This window comes from Bacillus sp. FSL K6-1005, assembly GCF_038000225.1.
Taxonomy (GTDB): Bacteria; Bacillota; Bacilli; order Bacillales; family Bacillaceae; genus Bacillus; species Bacillus mojavensis.
In genome coordinates, this window is the sequence record NZ_JBBOBP010000001.1 from 1624159 (window position 1) to 1650879 (window position 26721).

Here is a 26721-nt window from a genome sequence, read left to right on the forward strand (position 1 = left end):
CAAATGAGAGGTCAATCCCTCTTTTATGCTGATTTAAGATCCTATAATAAGAGGGATTCAGTTTTACACACTTATCCCCTCCATCGTCTGCAATTTTAGAAAGAAGATCACAATACCAAATAAGAATTTTAGGTATTATTTCTCGATTAATTAAGAAGAAGTATTGTGAATACTTAAGCTACTTAGTCGCTGCCTTTTTCCCGTTTTGCAGAAAAACAGAGTCCCAGATCCAAAAGATTACAGCAAATGATATACTAAATAAGTAAACTTCGTATTCCATCAGAAAGTCTAAGGTGTTCCTTGGATCAGTAATTACAGCGAAGAATAACCATACTAATAAGGAAAAGAATACGTATATGAGTAAATATTTCGGGTTAAACCTCTTTGGATTGCGATTTACGAAATATTGAACAGGTGCAGCAAAGATTACATAAAAGATAAACAGAATAACACTTATGAAGAAGTATGGAATGTAGCCATCATAATCAATGCCAAAAACATAAACAACAGCAGCTGATAATGCAGACAAGACATGAACACATATGATCCTTAAAACTTGCATGTTTAAATCCCCTTTCATAATGTAAGCATCACTATGATGATCTCTCAATTATTGTTAAAATTGACATACCTACTTCCTGAATTAAATTTAGACTAGACTAAAGCTCCGTCACGTTCGAACTTTACAAATAGATTTACTTTGTTTCTTCAAATTGACAAGAACAATAAATTGAATTGTGATCTCTATCTATAAAGTATGTATCCCGGATGAAGAAATTTGTGTAGCCAGCTGTCTTGAGTATCGCTTTACTCATCATGAGCATATCCATCTGAATATCTTAATCAGTTGGAAAAGCCACATTAGCAGTAAATGCTGCATGTACTTCCAAATTTTTATATTAAAACACCTCAAAACACAATTGTCCCCTACTCTGACAAGGGATAAAGGCACTTGTTACACAAGATACTGCATCCGTTCAGCATTTGTCATATTCTTTAGATTATTGTTATACGCTAATAATTCTATACATATTATAGGTCAAAACCCAATCACTTTTTAACATAATGTTATCAAATGGAAAAAGCTCTCAACAGAGAGCTTTAAATCAAGTTTAATGATAAGTGCATTATTATATAAAGTAAGGATAAAAACAACAAAATTAGAACAGTGCCAAGAGTTCCAACAAAACACAAAGAATTAGACATAGAGTATTATATATATATTGAGATAACCCAGAAAAATTTTAAGCGAACTTAGAAAATTTAATGACTATTTTTGAAGTTTAGTTTATGATTCCTGATTTGAGTAGGTATAGGCTCTCTTTTTGGTTGGTGGTACAGATGCCGATTTATTTATTGATGTAACTCTATACGGTTTTAAAAAACAAAATAAAAGGTTTTTGAACTAAGGATAGCCTTCAAATGATTGGCTATTTCTTTTTAAATGAATTGGTTATAGCAACTGAACGAAAGGAATTAGACTTTAATATAAACAAATGAAAATAAAAGGTTGGCTTTTTACAAAGGAAGATTTGGTGAAGTTGAATACTTTGATGAAAAATTCGCTAAGCGAAAGTAACATTAAAACAAAGCTAAGAAAACTTAAAGATTATTTCCGAATCAATATAAGACATTTATCTCTGTACTCTAACATAAAAAAGCAAAAGAGCGTTTTATAGCACCTAACGGAAAGACTTTATGACAATAGGTTACTTAAGTACTTTCTCTACTCCTCAAGGAATCTTAGTTAAAATCAGAATATCATAAAAGTCTCCTTTCCAGAGTGGAGGGAGATTAAACAGAGTTTTGTTTATCCTCCCTCTAGTCTTGACTATAATTTAATAAAAAAGCCTTTTTAAGGTTCATCGTTAAGATAGTATGAACTTGGTGTATTCAGTTAAAAAATAAATAGTATAGCTTTGATTAGACGTAATACGGTGGAATAGTTGAACCCTCACCAGACTTATCTGAGTCAGACAGAGTTAAAGCTAATAATACAATTAATCTCGTCGGATTAAATAAAATTGTTACTGATGATCTAAAAAGCAATCCTCAAATAGCTGACAGACGTTCTTTAGAACGTCGTGAAAAATGGGAGCTAGCTAATAGTCAACTACTATCCCAAGCAAAAGTAGATAGTCTAGCATTAGAGATGTTTAAGCTTCTTGTAGAACAGAGTGGGATGTTCTCGGTTTGGATGTCTGTTTTTAAAGAACATAAATTCTTCTTGAAAGAAATTTTAGATGTGTTTCCAGGTACTGATTTACTAAGGTTACCATTGAATTCAATATATAACAAGCCTGTCAAGGATGAATGATATCCTTGTATTTTTTTATATTAAGAGACAAATTGATACGAATATACAGAATTCCGTCTGAAATCAACTTAATTTGGCTATACTTAAGCTGTTTATGTTTCAATCTTTTTACGGATGTGGTTTTTTGTCAAAAGCAGTTAATATTGGTTCAACACCTATCTTTCACTGTTGGAAAATCCCCATTGACTTCATACGATTTTACTTTCATCATGAATAGTCCCCTCCAAAAAGTTTAATCACACATTACCCAATAAACAGAAAAAATTATGCGTCGATAAAAATCTTTATTTTTCCATAAACGGAATAAATAATATAACTTATTCTTCAGGGCTTCCTATTCTCCTCCCTCATTGTTTGAACTCTTTTCCTGCAAGCATCCCCCGAAAAGGGGAATTAAGACAAAATATTCTATATTAGTTATAGACGAATTTAGGGTTCAGCCTTAGTTGTTCGATTTGTAACATTTTTTCTTTTTAAATTCTAAACTAGATTGTATTGAAATCAGATATAACAAAATACTGTCCCAAAAATAATTTGTCACAATATAAAACTTCTGTCTTTTTGTTACATTGATTGTTTATTGATTTATAACATTCTATTTTCTATTCAACATACAATTGGTGTTTTCGGTTCTGTTGCAAAGATTTTTAAACTGAGATAACCTGTAGAAAAAGTGTGAGCAGGAGAATGATATATGGGGTATATTAAAGGAAAACAGTTTAAAAAGGATATTATTTTGGTAGCCATCGGCTACTAATGCCGTTTTTCTTTAAGCTATCGTGAAGTATCCGAAATCTTGAAAGAGCGTGGTGTATCGGTTCACCCAACAACCATCATGCGCTGGGTTCATGAATATGGAAACCTTATCTATCAAATTTGGAAGAAGAAAAATAAAAACGTTCAATTATCTTGGAAACTAGATGAAACCTATATAAAAGTCAAAGGAAATGGTGTTATTTATATCGTGCAATTGATAAAGACGGGCACACATTGGATATTCAACTTCGTAAAAAACGGGATCATCAGGCTGCCTATGCCTTTATGAAAAGATTGGTTAAAACGTTTGGAGAACCAGCGGTTCTCACTACAGACAAAGCACCAGCATTACTTTGCGCATTTAACAAATTAAGAGAAATATAAACGAAACCGAAGTCTTGGCTCAGACTTCGGTTTTTCGACATACAATGAATTACAGGAGCTACTAACAATCGCATACAATGTACAACTTTTTGTTGGCACCACTTAACCTTAACAAAACTTCGCGACAGAACCCCTATAAAAATCAGAGCTTCATCTCCTTGAAAATATATTAACGTACAAAATCCGCGTTTTGCCGTCAGTACCCCTTTGTAATCGGGAGGAAGAATTGGATGTTCTAAAATACACCGTGAGGTGCTAGAGGAAGTGCCATCATGTATAGTGTGATGGAAACTGCAAAAGAGAACAATCTAAGTCCCTATCATTATATTCATTATTTGTTTGAAACGCTGCCTAACATCAATTTAAACACTAAAGAAGAAATTGATAAAGTCTTGCTGTGGTCTAAGTAATTGCCATCTAGCTGTAGAGCGCCGAAAAAAAGTGAAGTAAACAAAAAACTCCAAAATCAACTTTTATTGTATATTTCGGAATTAATTGACGTAAAGAAAGAGAACCGCAACACTTCCTAAAACCTGGGTGCTTACACCCACAAACACAAAAGATTAAGAAGCCTTCTTCATTCGTTGTTGCTCTTTAATTTGTTCAGCAACAGCTGCAACATGAATACATCCCATATATAGGTCGTCAGCATCTGTATTTTTCACGCTAACTTGTATACTCAAAATTCCTTTGATTTGTTTTTGGATGGTAAAACACGTTTCTCTACTCTTTCATATAGAGTAAGCAATTGCTTGATAAAAGAAAATTTCGGTACTAACCAATACGAAAATAACGCTGAAACACACCCTATTAAAGCCCCTATTGCAACATCAAAAGGATAATGAACCCCTACCCAAATACGAGAGATCGCTACACAAAATGCAAGTATAAGCCATAACCATCCAGTCTTTTTACGAACAAGCCAAAATGAAAAACAAATCGAAAAAAAGAGAATCGTATGGTCACTAGGAAATGAATTATCTACAGCATGATCGACAAGTTTATTAACATCAGGCAATACTGCAAACGGTTGATAATTCAAATGAAATTTCCCTGCTATTTTTCCAATCACCTCAGCAATCACAAAAGCAACCATCGCTTGAATAACCATCATCCTACTTTTTCTGGATCCGGTAAACCAATAAGCTATAATAATTAAAGCCAAAATATATACCATATATTCTGCCAAAAATACCATGGCTGAGTTTAGGAATGGATATTGTTTACCTAAATCATTAATTGCTCGAAAAATATCAATATTGAATTGAGAAAAAGACATTTTCAAATCCCTCCTTTATAGTAAGGTGTATAACTGATTGCCATATACCTTCATTACATGAATAGTTTTGATTATTGTACTCATCTAGAAATACCAACCTTCTTGTACGTTTATAATTTTATTATGGAAAAAAAGGTTTAAATGAGACTTAACTACTTCTTAAATATGTGAATGTACTGTTTCTTACTCTAACATGACGTTTTCACTTGAAAAATAAGCGGCATACGTACGTATATTTCGACTAATGTTTTTAAACGCGAGCTGAGAAAACATCATCTTACTTCCCCTCCCACGCTTTTTTTACTTTCATAAAAATAGGTATCACCATGAGTATGACATTTCCATCTCCTTCTTCTTTCTTTTTTTTCATTATAATAAAAAAAGAAAAAGGAAAACATCGAACTTCCTTACAAATATTCGTGTATTCTTACAATTTTGTCATTTTTCTCGTCATTTTGTAAATGTGTTCATCGCCTTGCCTTTCCTATTTTCAAAAACTCTTGTAACTCTGGGTTTATATTCAGGCTGTCGAGAAAATCTCGATCAGCCTTTATTTTCTTAAAATATCCATTCTCATGTAATAAAATAAAAGAAAGACTTACAAGGACGGTGTCTTTCTCATGTTGCACACAAGAAATTCTTCTCAAAACGCAGCTGAATTTGTTCTTCTCGACCAACTTGTCGAAGAGGATCATCTGCTTCGAAAAATTGATAAATACATAGACTTCTCTTTTATCATTTAAAAGGTAAAGCCGTACTACAGCGAAAACAAAGGCCGCTCCTCACTTGATCCGCTAATTTTATTCAAAATGATGTTTATCGGCTACCTCTACGCTATCCGTTCAGAAAGACAGCTCGAAAAAGAAATTTACTACAATATGGCGTACAGATGGTTTTTGGGACTGAATATCAATGTCCGGTTCCGCACCACTCCACCATCAACTGGAACAGACGCACACGCTTTAAAGATACAACCATCTTCCAAGACATTTTTGATGAGATCGTTCTCCAGGCCATCAATCATGACATGGTGGGCGGACGTGTCCTATTCACCGATTCAACTCATCTGAAAGCCAATGCCAACAAGCATAAATACACAAGAAAAACAATTGCGCAGGATACCCAAAACTATATCAAGGATTTAAATGAAGCCATTCAAGAGGATCGGGAGGAACACGGAAAAAAGCCATTAACAATCAAAGAGGAGGTGAAAGCTGAAAAAGAGATCCGCCATAGTACAACAGATCCGGAAAGTGGATATCTGTATCGTGAAAACAAACCAGAAGGTTTTTTCTATTTAGACACCGCACAACAGATATGAAATACAACATTATCACAGATACCTATGTCACACCTGGAAATGTCCATGATTCTATGCCCTATCTTGACCGATTGGATCACCAAATCGCACGATTTGGGTTTCAAGTAGAAGCCGTCGCCCTTGATTCCGGATATTTAACGACTCCGATCTGTAAAGGATTATCTGACCGACAAATCTTTGGTGTCATCGCACATAGACGTTATCACCCTATCCGAGGCTTGTTTCCAAAATGGAAATTTCATTATGACAGTGAACAAGACAGATACATTTGTCCAAATCACCAAACACTTACATACTCAACAACTGACCGAAAAGGCTACCGGGGTCATACAAATCAAATCCTGAAATATGTTCCTCATGCTTGAAAACTGTACAAAATCAAAGAATCGGCAGAAAGTGATTACTCGGCATGTATGGGAATACCATAAAGAAAAGGTCAGACAAAATCGCTTGTCTGTTTCAGGAAAAAACCTCTACAAAAAAAGAAAAGAAAAATAGAGCGAAGCTTTGCAGATTCAAAACAGCTGCATGGGCTTCGCTATTACAGGTTGAGGAGACAACGAAATGTGAGCGAACAAGTTCTCCTCACAGCCGCATGCCAGAACATGAAGAAGATTGCCACATACCTATCCAAACAGGGATAGATATGTGGGAGCCTTTTTCTGTATCTAAAATACAATAAGCATCTAAAGAAACAAAAAAGCTTGTAGAAAAAACATCGTTTTCTCTACAAGCTGGGTTTATATTCTTCTTTCTGTATGCAACGCCTAGTTTCGCAACAATTTTAAAATCACATATTTCTTTGTAAACAACTTCTGATTGATATAAATATTTGCAGACAACTATCCGCTGTTAATTAAGTTAGACTGACTTTAATTTAAAACCAACGGTAGTCTTTGCAAAAATAAAGTCCTAGACTGCTGCTGGTTTATTGGACTAGCGTAATCAATTGTCACTTATCATTATTGGCTACTTTCAGTTTCACATTCATTATTTTGTCTTCCATACAGTTATCCCAAGTATCGCCATAAATGACATAACTGTATCCTATTTTGCTCATTCTTAGCTCCGTTTTATGTTTAGTCTGCTCCTCTCTCTTTGACGAACAACCATAATCCAATTGCAAAGATAAACAAAATATAGGCGATATCTATCGCTAACGATATAGGTAAGCCAACTAATTCCGATTTATATTGTGACGTAGTCCAATAAACACTTAAATCATCATGATGAATGAATAGAATGTGTGTCCATGATGTAGATAAGAGACTACCTCCAAATATCATTTGTAAAAAGTATAGCACTAAGCTACCGCCTACTGCGATAGCAGCTGATCTCGTCCACACGCCAATCAAGGATGCTAGACTTGCATATAGGCAACATTGCAATACGATTGCTCCGATAGAGTATATAACATCCGTCATGTCGCCCCATTGTATGTTTTTTGGAGCCATCAGAAGATTCACTAACAAAGAAACAATGAATATATTAACAACACTCGTAATGATGAGCAAAATCATCGAAGCAATTTTTGCAACATACAACCGTGTGCGCGAGGACGTATGCAGGAACAGTTGTTTCAGAGTACCATATTGATACTCATCCGTCCAAATAAGAGGTGACAAAACAATCGCCCAAGGTAGAATAACAAGCATTCCCGATAAGCCAAGCAAAGCATTTACCATTTGAGCCACCGTATCATCAGCCTTGAGATTACTGGTGTATGCCCAAGAGAACAGTACCGTCATCACAATAAAACCAATGTGTGAAAGAATAAAGATTCTTTTATTCACTATCTTCAAACATTCATTCCATAACAATTTAACTCACCTCACCGCGCGCAGTTGTCCATTTTAAAAACTTATCCTCTAAACTCGTATGTGCCGACAACACCCGATGAACTTCCACCCCGGCATCACACAATGCCCGAATCAGCTTTGGAACTTGACCTTCATCAATAGCTACTGTCATAGTATGCAAACCGTTAGATAATTTCTGTGTCTGCATATAATCCAATGCATGATAATCATCCCCAAACAAGTTAACCACAACTTCGCTTGTAAGCTCAACATTATCAATGTGAAGAGTGATACAGAATTCCCCATCATTTAACCCATCATCAATCCGCTGCTCTGTCACTAAGCAGCCATTCTGCATAATAACCACTCGGCGTGCCATCTGCTCAATCTCAGACAATTGATGACTGGAAATCACAATTGCTACGCCCAACTCTGCCGCAATTTTATTTAAATAGTTCCGGGTTTCACGGACACCAGAAGGATCAAGTGCATTCATCGGCTCATCTAACACAAGCAACTTTGGCTTTCGCAGTAGTGCTTGTGCAATTCCCAAGCGTTGTTTCATTCCCATGGAGTACGTGCCTACTCGCTGCTTAAGCGCATGTTCTATACCGGTTAGATTGGCTACCTCTAGCAACCAATCCTTACTCGCATTTTTGTGCAAACGCTGATATTGACGTAAATTTTCGTATCCACTCAAATAAGGATAGAATGCAGGTGCTTCAATCACTGCCCCTACATTGAAGAGTGCTTTAGAAAACTGACTCTTAATACTGTAACCTGCAATCTGCACGTCCCCGGCACTTATTGTGCTTAGACCAACTATCATCTTCATAGTGGTTGTCTTGCCCGCTCCGTTCGCACCAAGTAGTCCAATAATCTCTCCCTCTACCACATCGAATGATATGTCTTGCACAATCAACTTGCCCTTGATTTCTTTCGTTAGGTGTTGCACCGATAGTACCGTTTTCAATTGTCCCACTCCTTACAATATAAGTACATAGTACAGCCTCATTTCATGAATTCATTAAGAACAGCCTGCAAAGAAAAATCAGCTATGAACTCATTTCTTTATAGTAATATTGATAATAATTTGAAGTATGTAACAACTGACTATGATTTCCTACATCGCAAACCTTCCCATTCTCCAAAACAATGATCATGTCGCTATTCATCACCGTCGATAACCGATGGGCTATCACTATTCGTGTACAATTAATACTAGATAAATATTCATCTACCCGCGCTTCACTTATATGATCCAAAGCGCTCGTTGCTTCATCCAATACTAGTACGGTTGGATTATTAAGTAGTGCCCTGGCCAAAGCTATTCGTTGTCTTTGCCCTCCTGAAATATTCCTGCCCATTTCAGCCAAAACTGTCTGATATTTCATCGGCATCGCCATAATTTCATCGTGAATATTCGCTGCTTTTGCCACCCGCACTACTTCATCCATAGTTACACCATCCTGGTGTAGGACAATGTTATCATAAATACTACGATTGAGTAATGATATATCCTGTGGCACTATTCCCATCTGTTTACGCACATATTGCATATCCAAATCCGAGGTTTCATGATTATCATAGTATATTTCCCCCGAGGTTGGTGTAAATAACCCAATCATCAAATGAGCTAAAGTCGATTTCCCAGAACCAGATTGTCCAATAATGGCTATCTTCTGCCCTAGCTTTATATGTAAAGAAATGTCGTTTATCACCTTCGGACTATACTTCGAATAGGAGAAGCTGACATGTGATAGTCTAATATCTCCTCTTACTTTTACTTGCAATTTACCTTCATTCTGCTCAATTGGAGATTCCAGCACGTCATGTGTTCTTTTCAAAATAGTAGTCGTAAGAATATATGAGTTTATCGTATTCATAAGACTTGATGATGTAGTGAAAAGTAGCGTCGCAATTGCTTGAAATGAGACAAGCTCACCAACCGTCATAGAACTGTATTTACCAGTAACTAACAGAACGCCGATACTTAGCACAATGAGTGGTGACATAAACTGCAATCCATTGCTAGTTGTTGTAATGTAGCTATTCAAATTTTCCTTACGGCGGTACACCTGCAATAAATGCTTGAATTTATTAAGCCATTGGGAGTAAACTTGCTGTTCTGTCCCTGATATTTTCACTCCCATAATACCGTACAACATCTCTGTCTGCACAGCTTGTACCTCTGTCGTTGCCACCACTTGTTGCTGATTAATCTCTGCTACATAGCGTTTAGTGAAAATGACCAACAAAATATTTATGCTTACCAGTAAAAATACAACCATCGCAAGCAATGGAGATATGAACAACATATAACCAGACAATACAAATAACATGAAGCCATCCAATATACCTGTAATCAGAGTGCCTGAGAGCTGATTTCGGATTGTGGCCAAGCTATTCATTCGAAAAAGCATGTCCCCATACGAACGTAATAAGAAGAACGGTAAAGGCAACTTCAATAAATGTGAGAAAAAGCTTGTCTGCATCTCATAATCCAAAGCATTGTGCAATCGAACCAAAACACGACTGCGCGCGAATGTAATTAACATGTATGCAAGTAGAAAGCTGATTATAGATATAAAAACCGTTATAGATAAACTCGAATTTTTCGGAATCATAATTTCGTCAATAACATGTTTCATGAATAACGGCATACCTACTATTATGACTTGCAAAGCCAGTGTAATAAGAAAAACATATACGAACAGATTTTTATGTGATTTTACATAGACTAAAGAATTTAACCAAACATTCTGATCTTTCTCAACGTCGAGTCGTTCTGTTAAATCCATTGTCATCAAAAATCCAGTAAATTGCTCGCTGAAGCTCTTTAATGACAGCTTGATTCTTCCAAAACGTGGGTCAACAATACGAGCATCATTGTTATCTATCTTTTCAAGAACTACAAAATGACCTTGGTTCCAATGTAGAATTGCTGGTAAAGAAACCTGCTTTAATTGATCAATATGTTCAATGCGATAAGCTTTAACACCAAAGCCTAGGCTCTCAGCAATTCTTTTTAATTGCAATAGTGTTGTACCATCCCGTCCAACGTCCGCCCTTTCACGTAGTCTAGATAATGAAACATCCTTTTGATAGTAGGCTGATAACATAGCAAGGCAACAAAGTCCACATTCCGACTGATGCATCTGCTCGACATACGGTACACGCCGACGAGCCATTACATTCTCTCCCTTCTACTTTGATTTATGATAACACAATTTATCCAGAAATAGCAGAGAAGAATTTATCATTCTCCAAGTTTAAAATGTTAGGAACTTTATCCGGAAATGCCTGCTTTAATAGACCAAATCCAATACCCGACAGACCACCCATTAATCCTTTAATATCAAAAGCGCGATGGACCCCCGTGTTATTCCATGGTTGGTCATTTAGAAGTCTGAGCAGATACGCTCTGACTACATTGATAGTATCCTCATTACGATCAAGAACTGAATTAGCATAAAGTAATATTTCTAATTGTCCAAAATCGCCGTGACAATAAACAGGTTCTGTCCCAAAACCTAATTTAAGAGTTGTTTCAAGAGCAATATTAATTTCTTGATCAATATGTGCGTCCCAATATCCATTTTCCAACAATCGTAGTCGAGATAATAATATGCCCGGCGCACCATGACACCATGTAACCCTTGCAGTATCATTAGGAGTAACCCAATTTTTCAATTCAGCACAATAGTTTGCACGCTCATACTGTAATCCCTTTTCAATATATTCAATGTACTCTGCACGTTGAGTTACCCTGTATAACGATGATAATGAAGCAATAATTCCAGATACGCCGTGAGAATACCCCACATAGAGCTTACGATTCGGTGTCGTAAACCAAGCCATACTACCATCTGGCAATGTTTGTGCATTCTGAAGCAAATGCTCCGCACATTTCTCCGCACCTTGCAACGCCTCTGTCCAACCCGTTCCATGATATATATGTAAAAGTACATCAATAGCTCCAGCTGCACCACCTATATAATCGAATGCGGTGTCTATATCAACGAGTTCACAATAATAAGGAAGGTATTCTTTAACAGTTTGTAGTAACTCTTCATCATTCCATAAGCGTGACAACTGATAAGTAGCAAATACGCCACCACCGATGCTACCAACTTCAAATGCTCCAATGTTTAACGATACAGCATTTGATCTGCACTTATCCCTCATAATTTCTAACAACGGCTGCAATGCTTTTCGAGCCATATTTTTATATTGGTTATTTGCAGTCAGTTCAGATAAATAACCCAAAAACAAAGCAATTCCACCCTTCCCATTATAAAGGTCATTTCCTACTGGAATTAGTCTCAGTTTTCTCTCATCATCACCACTGGCTACTAAACCAATCCATGTTATATCATCAGCTGCAGTATTCGAAGGTATAATTGCCGATTGAACCAAACTTTCTCCAATTGAAGTAGCTAATCGGACATACTCGGCTTTCCAATTAGACCCTAGCACATCGTTTGAATCTTTTAATTGAATTTCAGGAATACGATAGGAATAAAGGTCAGGCTTAGATGCTAAAACAGACATATTTAGTAATTGCAACTGTTCTTTTAAGTCCTTCTCGCCCATTTTATCGATTTTGTTTATTACAATGTCTATACCTGATTGCTCAAATAACTGCGGAATTCGTTCACCATTAGATGCCCAAGCATCTCTTTCAGACGGACAGGTGTAAAAGATAGGGATATCTCCGTCTTCAATATCGCGCATCTCGTAGGGAACAAATTTTAAATGTTTAGGATCAGCTAAGCATTGCAACCATAATCGATGCAAAACAACTTTACGATCTAATTCGTCTCGCAATAAATCAGGATGATATAGCGTACGCATTAGTTCACCATATGCTCTAGTATTTCGCACTATCACTCTAACTCTAACGTCATCAAACTCTCGAATCATTTCTTTCAGTCTGTGCTTATTCTCCATCATAATCCTGTATGCTTGAGCAAAACCCTGTTCAATGTCATTAATATATCGATAACTATCTACAACTTCATTATTATAATGTGGAAGATTATGAGTTTTTCCTGATTCCCCCATACTTCTTTCTAACCTCATTCGATCCGTTCCTCTGTCAACGAGACTCACTGCATTCGGTACTTTTTTTCCACCGGATCCAAAAATACCGCTAATGTCAAAACCTGAGTACGTCTCTGAGTTGTAAATATACTGTGGTAACATGCCAGAAGACATAACAGAATAATATAGAATTTCATAGGCATGACCATTGGCGTCATGTTCAAATTTCTTCGTACTTATATGACGATGAAACAAAGATTCTAGATCAATTACAACAGGGCTAGATCCATGCGCAATAATATTCTCATAATGGAAGTCCGTAGCGTTAAACATGTACATCATAGCCAAGTTTACGCCCATATTTTTATAGAATTCACTAATTTCTTCAAGGGATTTGCACTCAGAAAACTCCACAAACTCTGTCCAACCGTAACTTCCACAATCTATATTTTCTATTATTTTCATATACGGAACACCAAACTGTCGCATCCACGACAGAATTCGATAATATCCTTTATCAACCTTTAGTGAACGGGGTTTATATACCAATTTGCATCCTGTCGTAAACTCTAACATCGTTACACTTCGTCCATCGTGAGTATCGCCTACACCAATATGTAGCCGAACAAGCTTGCCAAACTGCTTGACCTCAGGCATATGTGAAACAATTTTCGAATAGTCAGCCGTGAACCTATTTAACACTTCACTAACATGGGCTGCCCATTTTTCAGTTATACGAAGCAATGTACGAATTAACTCAGGGTATTCATTGGCCAATTGTCTTAAATACTCTTTGTCATGTAGCAAATTTTCAAAGTACTGGTACCTCTTTTCTGAAGTTTCTCCTTGTAGAAGTCCTTGATCACTTAATACATTTAATTCCAATATTAAAGTTTTGTAACTAAACTCTATGATTCTTTGGAATAAAGAAGGTAGCAGACTTTTAAAAAAAGAATTACTTGTATGTAAAATATGAGAATCTAAACCACGAATTGTTCCCTGCTTTTCCAATAAATCAATAGCCAGTAATAAAAAACGTTCAACGAATCCTGAAAATACGGGCGGAGTAGTAGAAAAGTAGTCTTCCACCGAGCCTTTCAACAACTCTTCCCACTGATATTTCCATGTTAAATCATTTTTCTGCAAATTTATAATGGTCCCAACTTCTAGATTGGACACCTCTTTTAGGCTCTTTTCCAAATACTCTTCTTTATCATAGAAAAATTTTGACCAAAATTTTAACTTTTCACTAGTATTTATCACTATATAAAACAACCTTTCTATAATTTAGGTATACAGCCGAGATACGTGTAAAAATAGGTCATAGACTTACTTTTATTTCTAGAGGCGATTTAGTGAGCTTATAAATATTGTTTCGTCTATTTTTATTAAAGAATTTGTCTATTATGGGTTAACCTTAATCATCCATTAGTTAGCTACTGAAAACACTTCGTTTCAATTGTATATAAACAAGTTCAAAATTTATAGAGAAAACCTTGATTTTAAGTCAGTTTGAAAATATAATTAAGGTTATGACTCAAAATTACATGTATCTCGGCTGTATCCCAATTTAGAAGTAGATAATTGACACAACTACATGGATCGGAGGGCATTTCAAGCTATATACTCAGCAAGCACCATTTACAATGCTTCGATAATATTAGCAGAATGCCCTCCGATAGAATCCATGTCAAACCTAAACGGATCACTACTCCGTTACTACTGTGAATCAACTTGCTCTAGAATAAAGTAAGGTATTCCTTAAGATTTGCACTAACATCCCCATAGCCAAGGCGTACAATCAGCCGTAATGGTAGTAAGACAATTACCATCCGTAAAGCCTAGCGCTTGAGCACCACCAGCTACTGTATCCATCTCAGTATCTGTCAATTCAGATAATACACTACCTACCGGATTATATGTAGCTGCATTAAGATTTTCCATTTGATTTTTCCATTGCATAGTTATCACCTCCTTGTTACTACTGTGAATCAACTTGCTCTAGAATAAAGTAAGGTATTCCTTAAGTTTGCACTAACATCCCCATAGCCAAGGCGTACAATCAGCCGTAATGGTAGTAAGACAATTACCATCCGTAAAGCCTAGCGCTTGAGCACCACCAGCTACTGTATCCATCTCAGTATCTGTCAATTCAGATAATACACTACCTACCGGATTATATGTGGCTGCATTAAGATTTTCCATTTGATTTTTCCATTGCATAGTTATCACCTCCTTGTTACTACTGTGAATCAACTTGCTCTAGAATAAAGTAAGGTATTCCTTAAGTTTGCACTAACATCCCCATAGCCAAGGCGTACAATCAGCCGTAATGGTAGTAAGACAATTACCATCCGTAAAGCCTAGCGCTTGAGCACCACCAGCTACTGTATCCATCTCAGTATCTGTCAATTCAGATAATACACTACCTACCGGATTATATGTGGCTGCATTAAGATTTTCCATTTGATTTTTCCATTGCATAGTTATCACCTCCTTGTTACTACTGTGAATCAACTTGCTCTAGAATAAAGTAAGGTATTCCTTAAGTTTGCACTAACATCCCCATAGCCAAGGCGTACAATCAGCCGTAATGGTAGTAAGACAATTACCATCCGTAAAGCCTAGCGCTTGAGCACCACCAGCTACTGTATCCATCTCAGTATCTGTCAATTCAGATAATACACTACCTACCGGATTATATGTGGCTGCATTAAGATTTTCCATTTGATTTTTCCATTGCATAGTTATCACCTCCTTGTTACTACTGTGAATCAACTTGCTCTAGAATAAAGTAAGGTATTCCTTAAGTTTGCACTAACATCCCCATAGCCAAGGCGTACAATCAGCCGTAATGGTAGTAAGACAATTACCATCCGTAAAGCCTAGCGCTTGAGCACCACCAGCTACTGTATCCATCTCAGTATCTGTCAATTCAGATAATACACTACCTACCGGATTATATGTGGCTGCATTAAGATTTTCCATTTGATTTTTCCATTGCATAGTTATCACCTCCTTGTTACTACTGTGAATCAACTTGCTCTAGAATAAAGTAAGGTATTCCTTAAGTTTGCACTAACATCCCCATAGCCAAGGCGTACAATCAGCCGTAATGGTAGTAAGACAATTACCATCCGTAAAGCCTAGCGCTTGAGCACCACCAGCTACTGTATCCATCTCAGTATCTGTCAATTCAGATAATACACTACCTACCGGATTATATGTGGCTGCATTAAGATTTTCCATTTGATTTTTCCATTGCATAGTTATCACCTCCTTGTTACTACTGTGAATCAACTTGCTCTAGAATAAAGTAAGGTATTCCTTAAGTTTGCACTAACATCCCCATAGCCAAGGCGTACAATCAGCCGTAATGGTAGTAAGACAATTACCATCCGTAAAGCCTAGCGCTTGAGCACCACCAGCTACTGTATCCATCTCAGTATCTGTCAATTCAGATAATACACTACCTACCGGATTATATGTAGCTGCATTAAGATTTTCCATTTGATTTTTCCATTGCATAGTTATCACCTCCTTTCATAAACTTTATCCTGCCGAGCAGGACAAAGTTGTTCACCTCCATAAGAGAAGCTGAATAATAGCACACTAACTACCCACTTCATATTCATCAATAATATTTAATCTCATATATTAAGAGATTAAATATATAAATAGAGGATTTCATGGTTCATATCTCTTACATGGTTAATATTAACATGGAACATTATGGTTAGTAAAGAGGGTTTGTATATTTATGGCATATTTTAGGGTTCTGGCGCGGAAATTTTAAGATAATTCAAGTAATTTCTAAATCTTGGACATACTGATACTATCACTTTTAAAAAGGTGCGTGATCAGTATGGAAAAGTGAAATTTATTTAAGTGGAAGCATTATCATCATGATATTATTTTGCAAACAGGGTTCTGTTGCAGAGATTTTTAAACTGAGATAACCTGTAGAAAAAGTGTGAGCAGGAGAATGATATATGGGGTATATTAAAGGAAAACAGTTTAAAAAGGATATTATTTTGGTAGCCATCGGCTACTATTGCCGTTTTTCTTTAAGCTATCGTGATGTATCCGAAATCTTGAAAGAGCGTGGTGTATCGGTTCACCCAACAACCATCCTGCGCTGGGTTCATGAATATGGAAACCTTATCTATCAAATTTGGAAGAAGAAAAATAAAAACGTTCAATTATCTTGGAAACTAGATGAAACTTATATAAAAGTCAAAGGAAAATTATGTTATTTATATCATGCAATTGATAAAGACGGGCACACATTGGATATTCAACTTCGTAAAAAACGGGATCATCAGGCTGCCTATGCCTTTATGAAAAGATTGGTTAAAACGTTTGGAGAACCAGCGGTTCTCACTACAGACAAAGCACCAGCATTATTTTGCGCATTAAAAAATTAAGAGAACAAGGCTTTTATATAAATACAACTCATTGTACAATCAAGCATTTGAACAATCTCATTGAACAGGACCATAGGGGGGTTCAGCCGAGATACGTGTAAAAATGGGTCATGGTGATACAATATTTACCAAACAACTGTTATTGAGGGTGCTTATATCAATATTAAGAAATAGATTATTAAGATTTTTGATTTAAATTTGGATAGCAACAAAAAATATAGACATAAGAGTAGGTAGAGAATATCAACTGACTACCTACTCAAGAGGAATTATTGTTTTAAAACATTACTCTTGTAATCAACTTGTCTTCTTCTCTTTCTTCACTGTTAGTTTGCTTTGAAACAGTGAAGAAAATAAATAGAATAATCCTGGTAAGATAATTATTAAACCGGCAATTCCATATGTCTGCCTTATATTCATATGTAAGAAAGATGACGATGCGAACACTATGCCTATTGGCATAGTAATTCGGAGAAAGAGCAAACGTACAGCACTAAGTTGGGGTAGGCGATCTTTAGGAGCTTCACGCTGAAAAACGGCTGCACTTTGAGCATTAAAAAGTGGAAAAGCAATCCCCTCCGAATAACTCACATATCCAAGCTAACGGTATGGAATGAACAAAGAATAATAGGACAAAGGAGAGACCTCCTCCTATTAAACCAAGATACATAGTTTGAGGTGTTTTAGGAACCCGCGTAAGTAAGACCATTCCGAGTGCATAGCCGATTGGGAAAGCACCAGAAAAGATGGCATATTCCCATGAGTGACCGTTAAGTTCTCCTTTTATAAACGGAATACCAATAACCATTGCTGTTCCTACTGCAAACTGGACGGTGGAGGAAAGAAGAGACAATTTTAAGAGAAAAGGATACTTGAAGAATATACGGTATCCTGTCTTCATTTCAGCCCACCAAAACCTTTTTGACCAGGTAGCCACATTTTTCTGTACTTCTTATAGGAATCTGTAATAGTGAAAGAAAACTGATAAAGAACATAATAGATGAAAATACATACATAAAATGTATAGGACTTACTTGTAGTAACAAAGATGTAGCTTCGGGAGCTATAAAGCTCATAAGGCGAATGGTAGCATCTAATAATCCATTTGCCTGAGTAAGTTCCTCTTCTTTACAAATATCAGGGAGCAGGGAAAAAGAAATGCTAGCATAGATGGGCTGCAACAGTCCCAATGTACATTTATGTTTCGTTTTCTCATGCATATCTAATTGGATGAGGCGCACTTCTTCTTGATTAAAGTAATGTTCATAAGCTTTAACAGTATCCTGGTGACGCCACATATAAACAATCAGCTGCTCTTTATACCTATGAAATTCACTTTCATCCTTTGCCCTCTCGTAAATCATTTTCATTCTGGTTGTAACAAACCAATGCCTTGCTTTATGGAGATTTAATTTTAGACCGTTGTATTTCATAGCCTTATTCCAATGATAAAACCATGCTTCTCTTTTCAAACCTGTTCCGCGAAAATTTACAAAAATTAGAACATTATCATTCAAGTCATTTAGTTTTTTAGAACATTTAGTGTATTTAATGCGTTCATGATTTATATAATGTTTCAATAATTTTGCTGTATTCGGACTAAACTGAATGTATTTCACACGTTTTCCATAACTTCCCTTGCTAAATGTCATTGCTTCCGTTTCTCTTTTTGCTTTTCGATAATCTCCAATCAAAAGTTCTACAACCTCAGATACTTTGGCACCTGTCTCGAAAAGCATGAGGGTAACAATTTTTTCTCGGAGTGTCCAACCTACTGCATGTCCTCCGGAAGATATGAATCATTAATTATGTGCGGCTCCCATTCACTTGCCCCCATTTTGAAATACGAATCAGTGATCTTTCTATAGGAAGTCGGTTCCTCTGTACCACTTATTTCCGGCATACGTGGAGCATCTAAATGTTCTCCACTTTTATTAAAATATGCCGAATTAATAACTGATTGAATATCAATTAAAGGGTTATCAAATTTATAAAGCCTTGCTCTACAAGTAAATTTATAAAATGATTTCGTTGCAGAAAGAAAGGACTTTACAGTTAATGGACTCTTGTAAGTGAGGTTTTCATATAAATAGAGTCCTCCGCAGCAACTTTACACCCCAACTTATCCATTAAATAATACTCCACTGCCACACGAACCATCTCAGGATTACTATCCCACTTCATCTCAAGTAATTGATTGGTACTTGCCACTCCCACCCATGTCATTAACCGATTTAAATATGACTTAGCAGTGTTCACAGAATATCTTTTACACAGTCTGCATAATATTCTGTAAGAGGCATAAAAGGATCATTTTTTTGATCGAACACCAATAACTCATATGAACTTTTAATGGTTTTAGGACATTTCACACAGTAGTACCTGTTAACCATCCCTCCTTCATTTTTTAATTTTCTGTCCTGCACAACAAAAAGAACACTCAAATAATATTATATTCACGAAAGTTATTTTCAGTAAAGTATGTATTTATTTCACTTTATTAGTAATCCATGTGCATATCAGAGTGAAATATTTTTTTATTAATATAATATCCACCCAGTTTTTAAGCCTCAAAAAGAGCACGCCCTTCATCAGCATGCTTACTTGGTTTTTCATCTTGTATAACAAGTGCCTTTATCCCTTGTCAGAGTAGGCTTATTCCAACATCTTTGATTTTAACCTTTCTGTTATAAAGTTTAAGATTTTCATGGCAATCTCTCCGTACTATTCCCTTTATTGTGCCAAGAGATTTATGTCTCATTAAAACTGCTGTTTTATTCAGAAATCAAACACCTTGGGTATCTTTCTTATTCTTAAACCATTGAATAGCATTTCGGCGAGTTATTGCAACAGATATTAATAGCAGCGTACCGACAATAAGCAACATAAAAAAGATCACAAACAGCGCTCCTGTTCCTGGAACAATTTCTTCATAGGTAATAAAGCGATCATCCTCCTGCAGAACGAAGAACCGAGAATTTTCGAGGAAGGCTAGATGAAAAGCGATTGACGCTTATAAGCTTCCTGTTACAATGCGCAGAAGTTGAAGGATGAATCCAAAAGACAACAATAAAACGATGTAATCTAATGTGATTTTTTTAAGTCCTTTTTAGTTTCCTATATTTCATTTCACTTTTTAATAATGAACGGCACTTCATACTATGCCTTTCAAGAGATTGTACATTTTGTCTCGGACGTGAAATGTAATGAAATTTCTTCTGAATTATTTTGCGAATTGGACTTTTTATAAAGTCATGGATTATACACTAGCTGCTGTAAGGTTTATATTCAAGTCCAAATCAAAACAGAATGAGTATCCAGATCACTTCGAAGAAAGACGCCGCCATAGAAACTAAATCATCCTTCTATGATCGTTATCGATACGTGTGTTTTTCCGATAACGATCCATCCTTATATGTTTAGTTAAAAAACTATCTTTTATTTAGACTTGTTCAGCTTGTCGTATAGTATCTAACAGTTTCTTTTTCAAATGTTTTTATGCGATTGCCTTCGAATCAAACCCTTACTCTTGTTTCGTTTTCAAATTCATTATTTAAAGCAGCTACCTATTCAGAGGATTTCTCTAAAAAATCTCTAATTGTCTTAGGAGCAATCTTTATAGCTCTAATGCTAGGTATTTATCAACTCCTTCATCTTACTTGAGATCGCTTTGATCATTGTTTTGGTATCTATTGCAGTAAACTTAATGAAGCTTATTGCGAATCGGTTAAGGAAAACACCTCATGGAAAAGAATTTTAACTCTTTTCCTTTTTTATGCTAAGTGCCCCTTTCTATTGGTCTCTTATGTATGAAATCAAATGCAATATCAACTTTCTCAGGTTCCATTTCCTCTATTTCTCGCTGCACAACAATAATTAGTTGGCCATTTTCTCGACGATCCATACTCTGGACTGAATATCCTTTAGCAGCATAATATTCACCAATAATCTCATTTACGTAGTTGCTATGCAGATTCGTCTTTATCACTCATATGCCATCCACATCTATTTTATTTTTATTCTTTATAGGTTTAAATGTATCCTATACTCAGCTGAAATAAGGAGATTGTCTTTAAGGAACAGTACTTCCTCTATCTGTTGACCATGTGATCCCAAAGTAAAAATCAAAAATCGCTATAGCTTCTTATTATTCATACTGTAATCGTCATTAAACCCCCCTTACAGATTTCAATAGAAATAATTCTATAAACATCTTAATATCCACATCCAAATGACATTAACCGACACACAATTTCCATATATATGGAAACAATTTCGCTACTTCCCTAATCCACAAAACCATATAATGTGGTTGTAGAAAAAAACTATAGAAATGGGGGATTTTACATGAGTTACAAAAAAGCATTAACATGTGTCGCATTATCTGTAGGTTTACTTGTTTCAGCATCTCCAGCGTTCGCTGCAAGTACAAGCCCGGATCAGAAAATAGCAACTGTTGTAAGTGATGATTTTATAGCTCAAGCTATCACATGGGATCTGCCTAGCACTACAGGTATTTTTGCCAACACATTTGAAAAAGACGGAATCCGCTGGATTTAAAAAGTATTACAATAGTCTCGGAAGGACATTGGATTGGCCACTACGAAGGTGTACGAATATAAGATCGTAATTTGGGGCTTCTGGCTCCCTTTTTTAACTTCATCGTCTTCCGCGTTCAGAACATTTGTAAATATCCATATGCCCATAGTTCTAATTCACTTTCGCCGCAGCTAGGACAAATAATATCTTCGACCGCGCCCTTCAATAACTCAGGATTTTGATAATATCGCCGATAATTTTGTTTGTTGCTGTCTTCGAAAATAACAGACGTGCTTCTTTCTTTTTCTCGTTAACGATGTACCATAGCCTTCCAGCAATCTTATTTCTCCGATGAATGTTCCCGCCCTGTATGGATTCCATAGTTCCGTTTCCTTCTGCTTGACGATTTCACCCGTATACATTATTTTCATATTTGCATATTACTCTTTGATTAGTTTCCGTCATAAGTGCCGCTGTAGAGCTGTTGGTGACACAAACCAAAACACCATTACACTGACGACGCAATACCCACTCACCATCAATGGTTAGGCTCCTTCCTTTATCATCCCGATAATGCATATGCTCGCCGTCCCATACTCTGAATGCTGTGTTCATTGCGCATCCTCCTATACATCTCTTTTGATCGTTTTTAAAACGAATGAAGCCATGTTTTTCATATCTACTTTGTGAAAATACTTTCTATCTTCTGTATCACACAGAGAATTTTTATAGCTATGTTGGATTGTTCATAGATTTTATATGTATCAGTTTTCTAAAGCATAATGCACATGGTTTACTTTCTGTTGAGGAGATCCTCCTATTTTCACGCTATTTCCTCCTTAACACCCTTGTGCAGCCGCATTTAGAGCAGCAGGCATCTGGGCGGATTTATATATTTAAACGAAGTTCACCAAATTTTAACAAAAAATCCCTTGGATATTTTTGTATTACATGTAAAAATACAAGTGTATTAAAAAACAAAAGGAGTGTTTAAAATGAGAATGAAAAAAGTTTTAGCTGGTTCTGCTTTATCCCTTGCTTTGCTGGTATCAGCTGTCCCTGCTTTTGCTGCTAGTCCAGATGGTGCACATTCTGAAAATAATAGTGTTGCTTCAAGTGATTTCAAAGCTAAACTTTATACAAAAGAAGAAACAAATGACTCCGGCATCTTTATTAATACGCATACCGATGCGGAAGGAATCACTTGGTTCCTGAAAAGAATCAATAAAAACAGCGATGGAACTTGGACAGCATATTATGAAGGTCGTAAACTTTAGCCATTAGAGAGGGAGCTTTGCTCCCTTCTATTATTCTTATTTAAAAAGAAAAGTTTTCCACTATGTGGTCTCATAAGTAAGAAATCAAATGCAATATCAACTTTCCCTAATTCCTTCTTTTCTGTTACTCGCTGAGATCCTCAATGGTCTCGACTGATTCACCCTTAGCTGCAATATAAGTAATTGATCATACCATTTACCATTGATGTGATTGCTGTATAAGGTTCGTCTTTAAAATACAAGCCTCCATACATGAAAAACGATGGACTCTCTATCTTCATTATTAAAGACAAGATTGAATATATGCAGTGCTTCATCAGAACAACTATTTCTTATAAAAGTATAAAATAAGTGTTCGTTTTCATCTTTCCTGTTACGAAAACTCTACTCAAGCCAGAAATCATTTTGTTTTTTTAAAAAGCATTCTTGATTTTCACATTTATATAAGCACTCATAAAACATCAGATCATATCCATTATATTTAACTAAAATGCAGGTATAAGAGCTATTATATGGAGATTTAACTACCAAATATATGGGGGCATATTTACATCTAAATACTCAAAAACAAACGTGCCTATAGCACTTTCATTCCACACCCTACCCAAATTTTCATTTTCCTAATTCCGCCTCAAAAAAATCACCCTATTCTACATCGTAATCGCTATCGTAAAACCGTATAGTGCCAATGTTTTTCTCTCTTATAATTCCTCCTATTTCTTCAATATTTACTTAAAGCAGCCACTTCCCTCTACTCTCTCTTATGTTTTACGATCGTTTAATCCCTATTCACCAATCAAATTAGCATATATCCTTATGTTTATCGCCTTTTTAAACTCTTTTTTAATTTTTACGATAAGCATGTAATTCGTGTACGATATATGACTTGATTGTATTTGTTGACAATTTGACAGAGAAATTTAATGCACTTCTAACTTTTTTAATTGCAATGGGAATTGTGGTTGACCCCACAACTCAAGGCATTTCTGACAGTGAACAAGCAATGGATTACGAATCTGCACAATAAACCCCTACGTTCTCTTAATTGAGGAGGGTATTTTTTCGTTTTTCAGATAACATTAATCTTCCTTATTCATTTAAATATGATAAAATATTACATATTCAGATATTTCATACAGGAGGGCTTGTGTTGGAGCAGATGATCTCTTCTTCTAATGTCGGAGTGAAAATAAATGAGTGGTATAAATACATAAGATTGTTTAGTGTCCCAGATTCGGAAATATTGAAAGCTGAGGTCGAGGAAGAAATAAGACATATGAAGGAAGACCAAGATTTATTGCTTTACTATTCTCTCATGTGTTTTCGCCATCAATTGATGCTGGATTACCTTGAACCAAAAACAATGAACGAAGAACGCCCTAAAATTTCAGATTTATTAGAAAAGATCGAAAGTACTCAAACTGATTTGAAAGGAATTCTTGAATATTATTTTAACTTTTTCCGTGGAATGTATGAATTTGAACAATACGAATATCTTAATGCCATAAGCTTCTATAAGCAAGCCGAGAGAAAATTATCACTTGTTGCAGATGAGATTGAACGAGCAGAATTCCACTACAAAGTTGCAGAAATTTATTATCATATGAAGCAAACTCATATGTCGATGCATCACATTGTTCAAGCAATCGATAGTTATAAAGCACATGAAAACTACACTGTAAGAGTTATTCAATGCTCATTTGTCATCGGTCTAAACTATTTGGATATGGACTTCCCTGAAAAAGCGATCCCTCATTTTAAAGATGCTCTAGATAAAGCAAGAAAAATCGATATGTCACGATTAATCGGATCATCTCTGTACAATCTTGGCTTATGTTCATTTGCTGAGGAAGCTTATGAAAAGGCGGCTGAGTACTTTAAGGAGGGTATTAGAGTATACCAGGATAATGGGTATGAGCACTCAAATCGTTTATTAGACATCTTACTTATGTTGACAAAAACCACATTTAAAATGAGAAATCATTCCGAGGGAATTTCTTGGTGTGCACATGGTCTGTCTTTGTCCGAAGATTTAAACGATGAGATCATGGCCAAAATGTTTGAATTCATTCATGCCCTATATGTAGATAACGACAAAGGAAAATTAGATTCGATTCTAAATTATTTAGAATTAAAGTCAATGTTTTCAGACGTGGAGGATTTAGCAGCAGATGCAGCGAAGTATTACAATGAAAAAGAAGACCATAAAGTGGCTGTTGCTTATTATGAGAAAGTGCTTTATGCCCGTAAACAAATTCAGAGAGGGGATTGTCTTTATGAAACTTAAGCATGCATCTGTCTTTATTTTAGCCATTGTTTTAATTGGATTTGTAAGCATTTATTTAACTAACACTCAAAAAGATGTCCAAGAAGCACGCAGAGGACATACAGCAAGTATTGGTTATTCCACTGACGGACATTCATTTGAAGTTGCTAGTAGAGGTCATACTTCTTAAATATGTATCATTCCCCCTTCAAATTTTGAAGGGATTATTTTTACGATCTATGTCCACCAGTTAGACCTGCTTTCTAAAGCGCAGTTCCTGCAGGTGTATAAGAAACTGCTCTCAGAATCGCTTCCGATCCATATTTGTTTCTATCTCATCCATTACAGACCGCTTACTGATTAGAGTTATCTTCAATATTAGACAGAATAACTGAGATACTTCGTACTTACATGATTCTAGTAAGAAGATTGTTATTATCATTATTTTGACCGATGTTCCCTTTTAAAAGAATCATGTATGATCGACATAGAAAACGCTTTCAAAAGAAAGGGGATACCAACATGTCTAATCGTATGAAACGAGTGTTGTTGCTTCTTGTTACTGGGTTGTTTATGAGTTTGTCTGCATTCACTTCTACTGCTTCGGCTCAAACAGGTGGATCGTTTTTTGACCCTTTTAATGGCTACAACTCTGGATTTTGGCAAAAAGCAAATGGTTATTCGAATGGAAATATGTTCAACTGCACTTGGCGTGCAAATAACGTATCAATGACGTCATTAGGGGAAATGCGTTTGGCGCTAACAAGTCCATCTTATAACAAGTTTGACTGCGGGGAAAACCGCTCTGTTCAAACATATGGCTATGGACTTTATGAAGTCAGGATGAAACCAGCTAAAAACGTAGGAATTGTTTCATCGTTCTTCACTTACACAGGTCCAACAGATGGAACTCCTTGGGATGAGATTGATATCGAATTTTTAGGAAAAGACACAACAAAGGTTCAATTTAACTATTATACAAATGGTGTAGGGAACCATGAGAAGCTCGTGGATCTCGGATTTGATGCTGCCAACGCCTATCATACGTATGCGTTCGATTGGCAACCAAACTCTATTAAATGGTATGTCGATGGGCAATTAAAACATACTGCGACAAGCCAAATTCCGACAACACCAGGTAAGATCATGATGAACTTGTGGAATGGTACGGGTGTAGATGAATGGCTCGGTTCCTACAATGGTGTGACACCGCTATACGCTCATTACGACTGGGTGCGCTATACAAAAAAATAATGCCAAATGTGATAAGAGCCTGTTGCCGCAATCTAGCCAGGCTCTTATGATTGTAA

25 protein-coding genes and 6 pseudogenes are annotated in these 26721 nt (G+C 36.0%); 11 read left to right on the top strand and 20 right to left on the bottom strand.

Annotated elements, in window-relative coordinates; all coding sequences use genetic code 11:
• Positions 1 to 178: 178 nt before the first annotated feature.
• A complete protein-coding gene (locus tag NST16_RS08490) occupies positions 179 to 580 on the bottom strand; it encodes a UPF0715 family protein (protein WP_340885674.1) in 402 nt (133 codons plus the stop codon).
• A gap of 2431 nt (positions 581 to 3011) precedes the next feature.
• On the opposite strand from NST16_RS08490, the pseudogene NST16_RS08495 reads away from it, so the two are divergent.
• Together NST16_RS08495 and NST16_RS08500 are read left to right on the top strand one after the other, a co-directional pair.
• Positions 3012 to 3451: pseudogene (locus NST16_RS08495) on the top strand (IS6 family transposase); the annotation flags it as partial.
• Between the two features lie 209 nt (positions 3452 to 3660).
• Positions 3661 to 3867, top strand: a pseudogene (locus NST16_RS08500) (transposase domain-containing protein); the annotation flags it as partial.
• A 269-nt stretch (positions 3868 to 4136) separates the two neighbouring features.
• Here the strand turns inward: NST16_RS08500 and NST16_RS08505 are convergent.
• Complete coding sequence (locus NST16_RS08505) at positions 4137 to 4736, bottom strand: undecaprenyl-diphosphatase (protein WP_010334377.1); 600 nt, start codon at positions 4734 to 4736, stop codon at positions 4137 to 4139.
• 620 nt (positions 4737 to 5356) lie between these two features.
• On the opposite strand from NST16_RS08505, the pseudogene NST16_RS08510 reads away from it, so the two are divergent.
• A pseudogene (locus NST16_RS08510) lies at positions 5357 to 6701 on the top strand (IS1182 family transposase).
• Positions 6702 to 7136: 435 nt separating this feature from the next.
• Here NST16_RS08510 and NST16_RS08515 read toward each other — a convergent pair.
• From NST16_RS08515 to NST16_RS08565, 11 genes are all read right to left on the bottom strand, one after another.
• Positions 7137 to 7877 (bottom strand): ABC transporter permease, encoded by a 741-nt coding sequence (locus NST16_RS08515; protein WP_339181946.1) that lies wholly within the window; start codon positions 7875 to 7877, stop codon positions 7137 to 7139.
• Position 7878: 1 nt separating this feature from the next.
• Positions 7879 to 8829 (bottom strand): ABC transporter ATP-binding protein, encoded by a 951-nt coding sequence (locus NST16_RS08520; RefSeq protein ID WP_340885678.1) that lies wholly within the window; start codon positions 8827 to 8829, stop codon positions 7879 to 7881.
• 82 nt (positions 8830 to 8911) lie between these two features.
• A complete protein-coding gene (locus NST16_RS08525; protein ID WP_010334373.1) occupies positions 8912 to 11047 on the bottom strand; it encodes a peptidase domain-containing ABC transporter in 2136 nt (711 codons plus the stop codon).
• 40 nt (positions 11048 to 11087) lie between these two features.
• A complete protein-coding gene (locus NST16_RS08530; protein WP_340885682.1) occupies positions 11088 to 14165 on the bottom strand; it encodes a type 2 lanthipeptide synthetase LanM family protein in 3078 nt (1025 codons plus the stop codon).
• Positions 14166 to 14675: 510 nt separating this feature from the next.
• Positions 14676 to 14864 (bottom strand): plantaricin C family lantibiotic, encoded by a 189-nt coding sequence (locus NST16_RS08535; RefSeq protein WP_010334371.1) that lies wholly within the window; start codon positions 14862 to 14864, stop codon positions 14676 to 14678.
• A gap of 72 nt (positions 14865 to 14936) precedes the next feature.
• Positions 14937 to 15125, bottom strand: a complete 189-nt coding sequence (locus tag NST16_RS08540) for a plantaricin C family lantibiotic (RefSeq protein ID WP_010334371.1) — start codon at positions 15123 to 15125, stop codon at positions 14937 to 14939.
• Positions 15126 to 15197: 72 nt separating this feature from the next.
• A complete protein-coding gene (locus NST16_RS08545) occupies positions 15198 to 15386 on the bottom strand; it encodes a plantaricin C family lantibiotic (RefSeq protein ID WP_010334371.1) in 189 nt (62 codons plus the stop codon).
• 72 nt (positions 15387 to 15458) lie between these two features.
• Positions 15459 to 15647 carry a plantaricin C family lantibiotic gene (locus NST16_RS08550; RefSeq protein WP_010334371.1) on the bottom strand — a complete coding sequence of 63 codons (189 nt, stop codon included), beginning with the start codon at positions 15645 to 15647 and terminating at the stop codon, positions 15459 to 15461.
• A gap of 72 nt (positions 15648 to 15719) precedes the next feature.
• Positions 15720 to 15908 (bottom strand): plantaricin C family lantibiotic, encoded by a 189-nt coding sequence (locus tag NST16_RS08555; RefSeq protein ID WP_010334371.1) that lies wholly within the window; start codon positions 15906 to 15908, stop codon positions 15720 to 15722.
• A gap of 72 nt (positions 15909 to 15980) precedes the next feature.
• Complete coding sequence (locus NST16_RS08560; protein ID WP_010334371.1) at positions 15981 to 16169, bottom strand: plantaricin C family lantibiotic; 189 nt, start codon at positions 16167 to 16169, stop codon at positions 15981 to 15983.
• A gap of 72 nt (positions 16170 to 16241) precedes the next feature.
• Positions 16242 to 16430, bottom strand: coding sequence for a plantaricin C family lantibiotic (locus NST16_RS08565; protein ID WP_010334371.1), 189 nt, complete (start codon positions 16428 to 16430; stop codon positions 16242 to 16244).
• Between the two features lie 464 nt (positions 16431 to 16894).
• Between NST16_RS08565 and NST16_RS08570 the strand changes: the two are divergent.
• A pseudogene (locus NST16_RS08570) lies at positions 16895 to 17421 on the top strand (IS6 family transposase); the annotation flags it as partial.
• A gap of 461 nt (positions 17422 to 17882) precedes the next feature.
• On the opposite strand, the gene NST16_RS08575 reads toward NST16_RS08570, so the two are convergent.
• The 3 genes and pseudogenes from NST16_RS08575 to NST16_RS08585 all read right to left on the bottom strand — a co-directional run.
• A complete protein-coding gene (locus NST16_RS08575) occupies positions 17883 to 18230 on the bottom strand; it encodes a hypothetical protein (RefSeq protein ID WP_340885685.1) in 348 nt (115 codons plus the stop codon).
• A 1-nt stretch (position 18231) separates the two neighbouring features.
• Positions 18232 to 19125, bottom strand: coding sequence for a tyrosine-type recombinase/integrase (locus NST16_RS08580; RefSeq protein WP_340888326.1), 894 nt, complete (start codon positions 19123 to 19125; stop codon positions 18232 to 18234).
• A gap of 989 nt (positions 19126 to 20114) precedes the next feature.
• Positions 20115 to 20423 (bottom strand): annotated as a pseudogene (locus NST16_RS08585) (CPBP family intramembrane glutamic endopeptidase); the annotation flags it as partial.
• Between the two features lie 112 nt (positions 20424 to 20535).
• On the opposite strand from NST16_RS08585, the gene NST16_RS20815 reads away from it, so the two are divergent.
• Positions 20536 to 20685 (top strand): hypothetical protein, encoded by a 150-nt coding sequence (locus tag NST16_RS20815; protein WP_445684575.1) that lies wholly within the window; start codon positions 20536 to 20538, stop codon positions 20683 to 20685.
• Positions 20686 to 21107: 422 nt separating this feature from the next.
• Here the strand turns inward: NST16_RS20815 and NST16_RS08595 are convergent, their stop codons facing one another.
• Positions 21108 to 21317, bottom strand: coding sequence for a hypothetical protein (locus NST16_RS08595; RefSeq protein ID WP_340885688.1), 210 nt, complete (start codon positions 21315 to 21317; stop codon positions 21108 to 21110).
• A 359-nt stretch (positions 21318 to 21676) separates the two neighbouring features.
• Here NST16_RS08595 and NST16_RS08600 point away from each other — a divergent pair, with 359 nt between their 5' ends.
• Positions 21677 to 21889, top strand: coding sequence for an LCI fold-containing protein (locus NST16_RS08600; RefSeq protein WP_340885691.1), 213 nt, complete (start codon positions 21677 to 21679; stop codon positions 21887 to 21889).
• Between the two features lie 201 nt (positions 21890 to 22090).
• Here the strand turns inward: NST16_RS08600 and NST16_RS08605 are convergent, their stop codons facing one another.
• Together NST16_RS08605 and NST16_RS08610 are read right to left on the bottom strand one after the other, a co-directional pair.
• Positions 22091 to 22249, bottom strand: coding sequence for a hypothetical protein (locus NST16_RS08605; protein ID WP_154648870.1), 159 nt, complete (start codon positions 22247 to 22249; stop codon positions 22091 to 22093).
• A 27-nt stretch (positions 22250 to 22276) separates the two neighbouring features.
• The gene (locus NST16_RS08610) at positions 22277 to 22483 is read right to left on the bottom strand and encodes a hypothetical protein (RefSeq protein WP_445684577.1); all 207 of its coding nucleotides are present in this window, start codon (positions 22481 to 22483) and stop codon (positions 22277 to 22279) included.
• A gap of 380 nt (positions 22484 to 22863) precedes the next feature.
• On the opposite strand from NST16_RS08610, the gene NST16_RS08615 reads away from it, so the two are divergent.
• The 4 genes from NST16_RS08615 to NST16_RS08630 all read left to right on the top strand — a co-directional run bounded on the left by NST16_RS08615 (position 22864) and on the right by NST16_RS08630 (position 25601).
• Positions 22864 to 23145 carry an LCI fold-containing protein gene (locus NST16_RS08615; RefSeq protein WP_010334364.1) on the top strand — a complete coding sequence of 94 codons (282 nt, stop codon included), beginning with the start codon at positions 22864 to 22866 and terminating at the stop codon, positions 23143 to 23145.
• A gap of 886 nt (positions 23146 to 24031) precedes the next feature.
• The gene (locus NST16_RS08620; RefSeq protein ID WP_339181934.1) at positions 24032 to 24172 is read left to right on the top strand and encodes a phage holin; all 141 of its coding nucleotides are present in this window, start codon (positions 24032 to 24034) and stop codon (positions 24170 to 24172) included.
• 123 nt (positions 24173 to 24295) lie between these two features.
• Positions 24296 to 25432 carry a response regulator aspartate phosphatase gene (locus tag NST16_RS08625; RefSeq protein ID WP_340885700.1) on the top strand — a complete coding sequence of 379 codons (1137 nt, stop codon included), beginning with the start codon at positions 24296 to 24298 and terminating at the stop codon, positions 25430 to 25432.
• The gene (locus NST16_RS08630; RefSeq protein ID WP_010334361.1) at positions 25422 to 25601 is read left to right on the top strand and encodes a hypothetical protein; all 180 of its coding nucleotides are present in this window, start codon (positions 25422 to 25424) and stop codon (positions 25599 to 25601) included. Before NST16_RS08625 ends, NST16_RS08630 begins: the two co-directional genes overlap by 11 nt.
• 73 nt (positions 25602 to 25674) lie before the next feature.
• Here the strand turns inward: NST16_RS08630 and NST16_RS08635 are convergent.
• Positions 25675 to 25818, bottom strand: a pseudogene (locus NST16_RS08635) (hypothetical protein); the annotation flags it as partial.
• Positions 25819 to 25933: 115 nt separating this feature from the next.
• Between NST16_RS08635 and bglS the strand changes: the two are divergent.
• The gene (bglS, locus tag NST16_RS08640) at positions 25934 to 26665 is read left to right on the top strand and encodes a beta-glucanase (RefSeq protein ID WP_340885703.1); all 732 of its coding nucleotides are present in this window, start codon (positions 25934 to 25936) and stop codon (positions 26663 to 26665) included.
• Positions 26666 to 26721: the final 56 nt, after the last annotated feature.

Bases quoted from the DNA above. Each gene is read 5' to 3' on its own strand.
- NST16_RS08575 (WP_340885685.1), bottom strand. From the start codon at position 18,230: ATGAAGACAGGATACCGTATATTCTTCAAGTATCCTTTTCTCTTAAAA.
- bglS (WP_340885703.1), top strand. From the start codon at position 25,934: ATGTCTAATCGTATGAAACGAGTGTTGTTGCTTCTTGTTACTGGGTTG.
- NST16_RS20815 (WP_445684575.1), top strand. From the start codon at position 20,536: ATGAAATTTCTTCTGAATTATTTTGCGAATTGGACTTTTTATAAAGTC.
- NST16_RS08535 (WP_010334371.1), bottom strand. From the start codon at position 14,864: ATGCAATGGAAAAATCAAATGGAAAATCTTAATGCAGCTACATATAAT.
- NST16_RS08565 (WP_010334371.1), bottom strand. From the start codon at position 16,430: ATGCAATGGAAAAATCAAATGGAAAATCTTAATGCAGCTACATATAAT.
- NST16_RS08540 (WP_010334371.1), bottom strand. From the start codon at position 15,125: ATGCAATGGAAAAATCAAATGGAAAATCTTAATGCAGCCACATATAAT.
- NST16_RS08545 (WP_010334371.1), bottom strand. From the start codon at position 15,386: ATGCAATGGAAAAATCAAATGGAAAATCTTAATGCAGCCACATATAAT.
- NST16_RS08560 (WP_010334371.1), bottom strand. From the start codon at position 16,169: ATGCAATGGAAAAATCAAATGGAAAATCTTAATGCAGCCACATATAAT.
- NST16_RS08505 (WP_010334377.1), bottom strand. From the start codon at position 4,736: ATGTCTTTTTCTCAATTCAATATTGATATTTTTCGAGCAATTAATGAT.
- NST16_RS08600 (WP_340885691.1), top strand. From the start codon at position 21,677: ATGAGTTACAAAAAAGCATTAACATGTGTCGCATTATCTGTAGGTTTA.
- NST16_RS08615 (WP_010334364.1), top strand. From the start codon at position 22,864: ATGAGAATGAAAAAAGTTTTAGCTGGTTCTGCTTTATCCCTTGCTTTG.
- NST16_RS08550 (WP_010334371.1), bottom strand. From the start codon at position 15,647: ATGCAATGGAAAAATCAAATGGAAAATCTTAATGCAGCCACATATAAT.
- NST16_RS08630 (WP_010334361.1), top strand. From the start codon at position 25,422: ATGAAACTTAAGCATGCATCTGTCTTTATTTTAGCCATTGTTTTAATT.
- NST16_RS08605 (WP_154648870.1), bottom strand. From the start codon at position 22,249: ATGGAATCCATACAGGGCGGGAACATTCATCGGAGAAATAAGATTGCT.
- NST16_RS08525 (WP_010334373.1), bottom strand. From the start codon at position 11,047: ATGGCTCGTCGGCGTGTACCGTATGTCGAGCAGATGCATCAGTCGGAA.
- NST16_RS08610 (WP_445684577.1), bottom strand. From the start codon at position 22,483: ATGAACACAGCATTCAGAGTATGGGACGGCGAGCATATGCATTATCGG.
- NST16_RS08555 (WP_010334371.1), bottom strand. From the start codon at position 15,908: ATGCAATGGAAAAATCAAATGGAAAATCTTAATGCAGCCACATATAAT.
- NST16_RS08490 (WP_340885674.1), bottom strand. From the start codon at position 580: ATGAAAGGGGATTTAAACATGCAAGTTTTAAGGATCATATGTGTTCAT.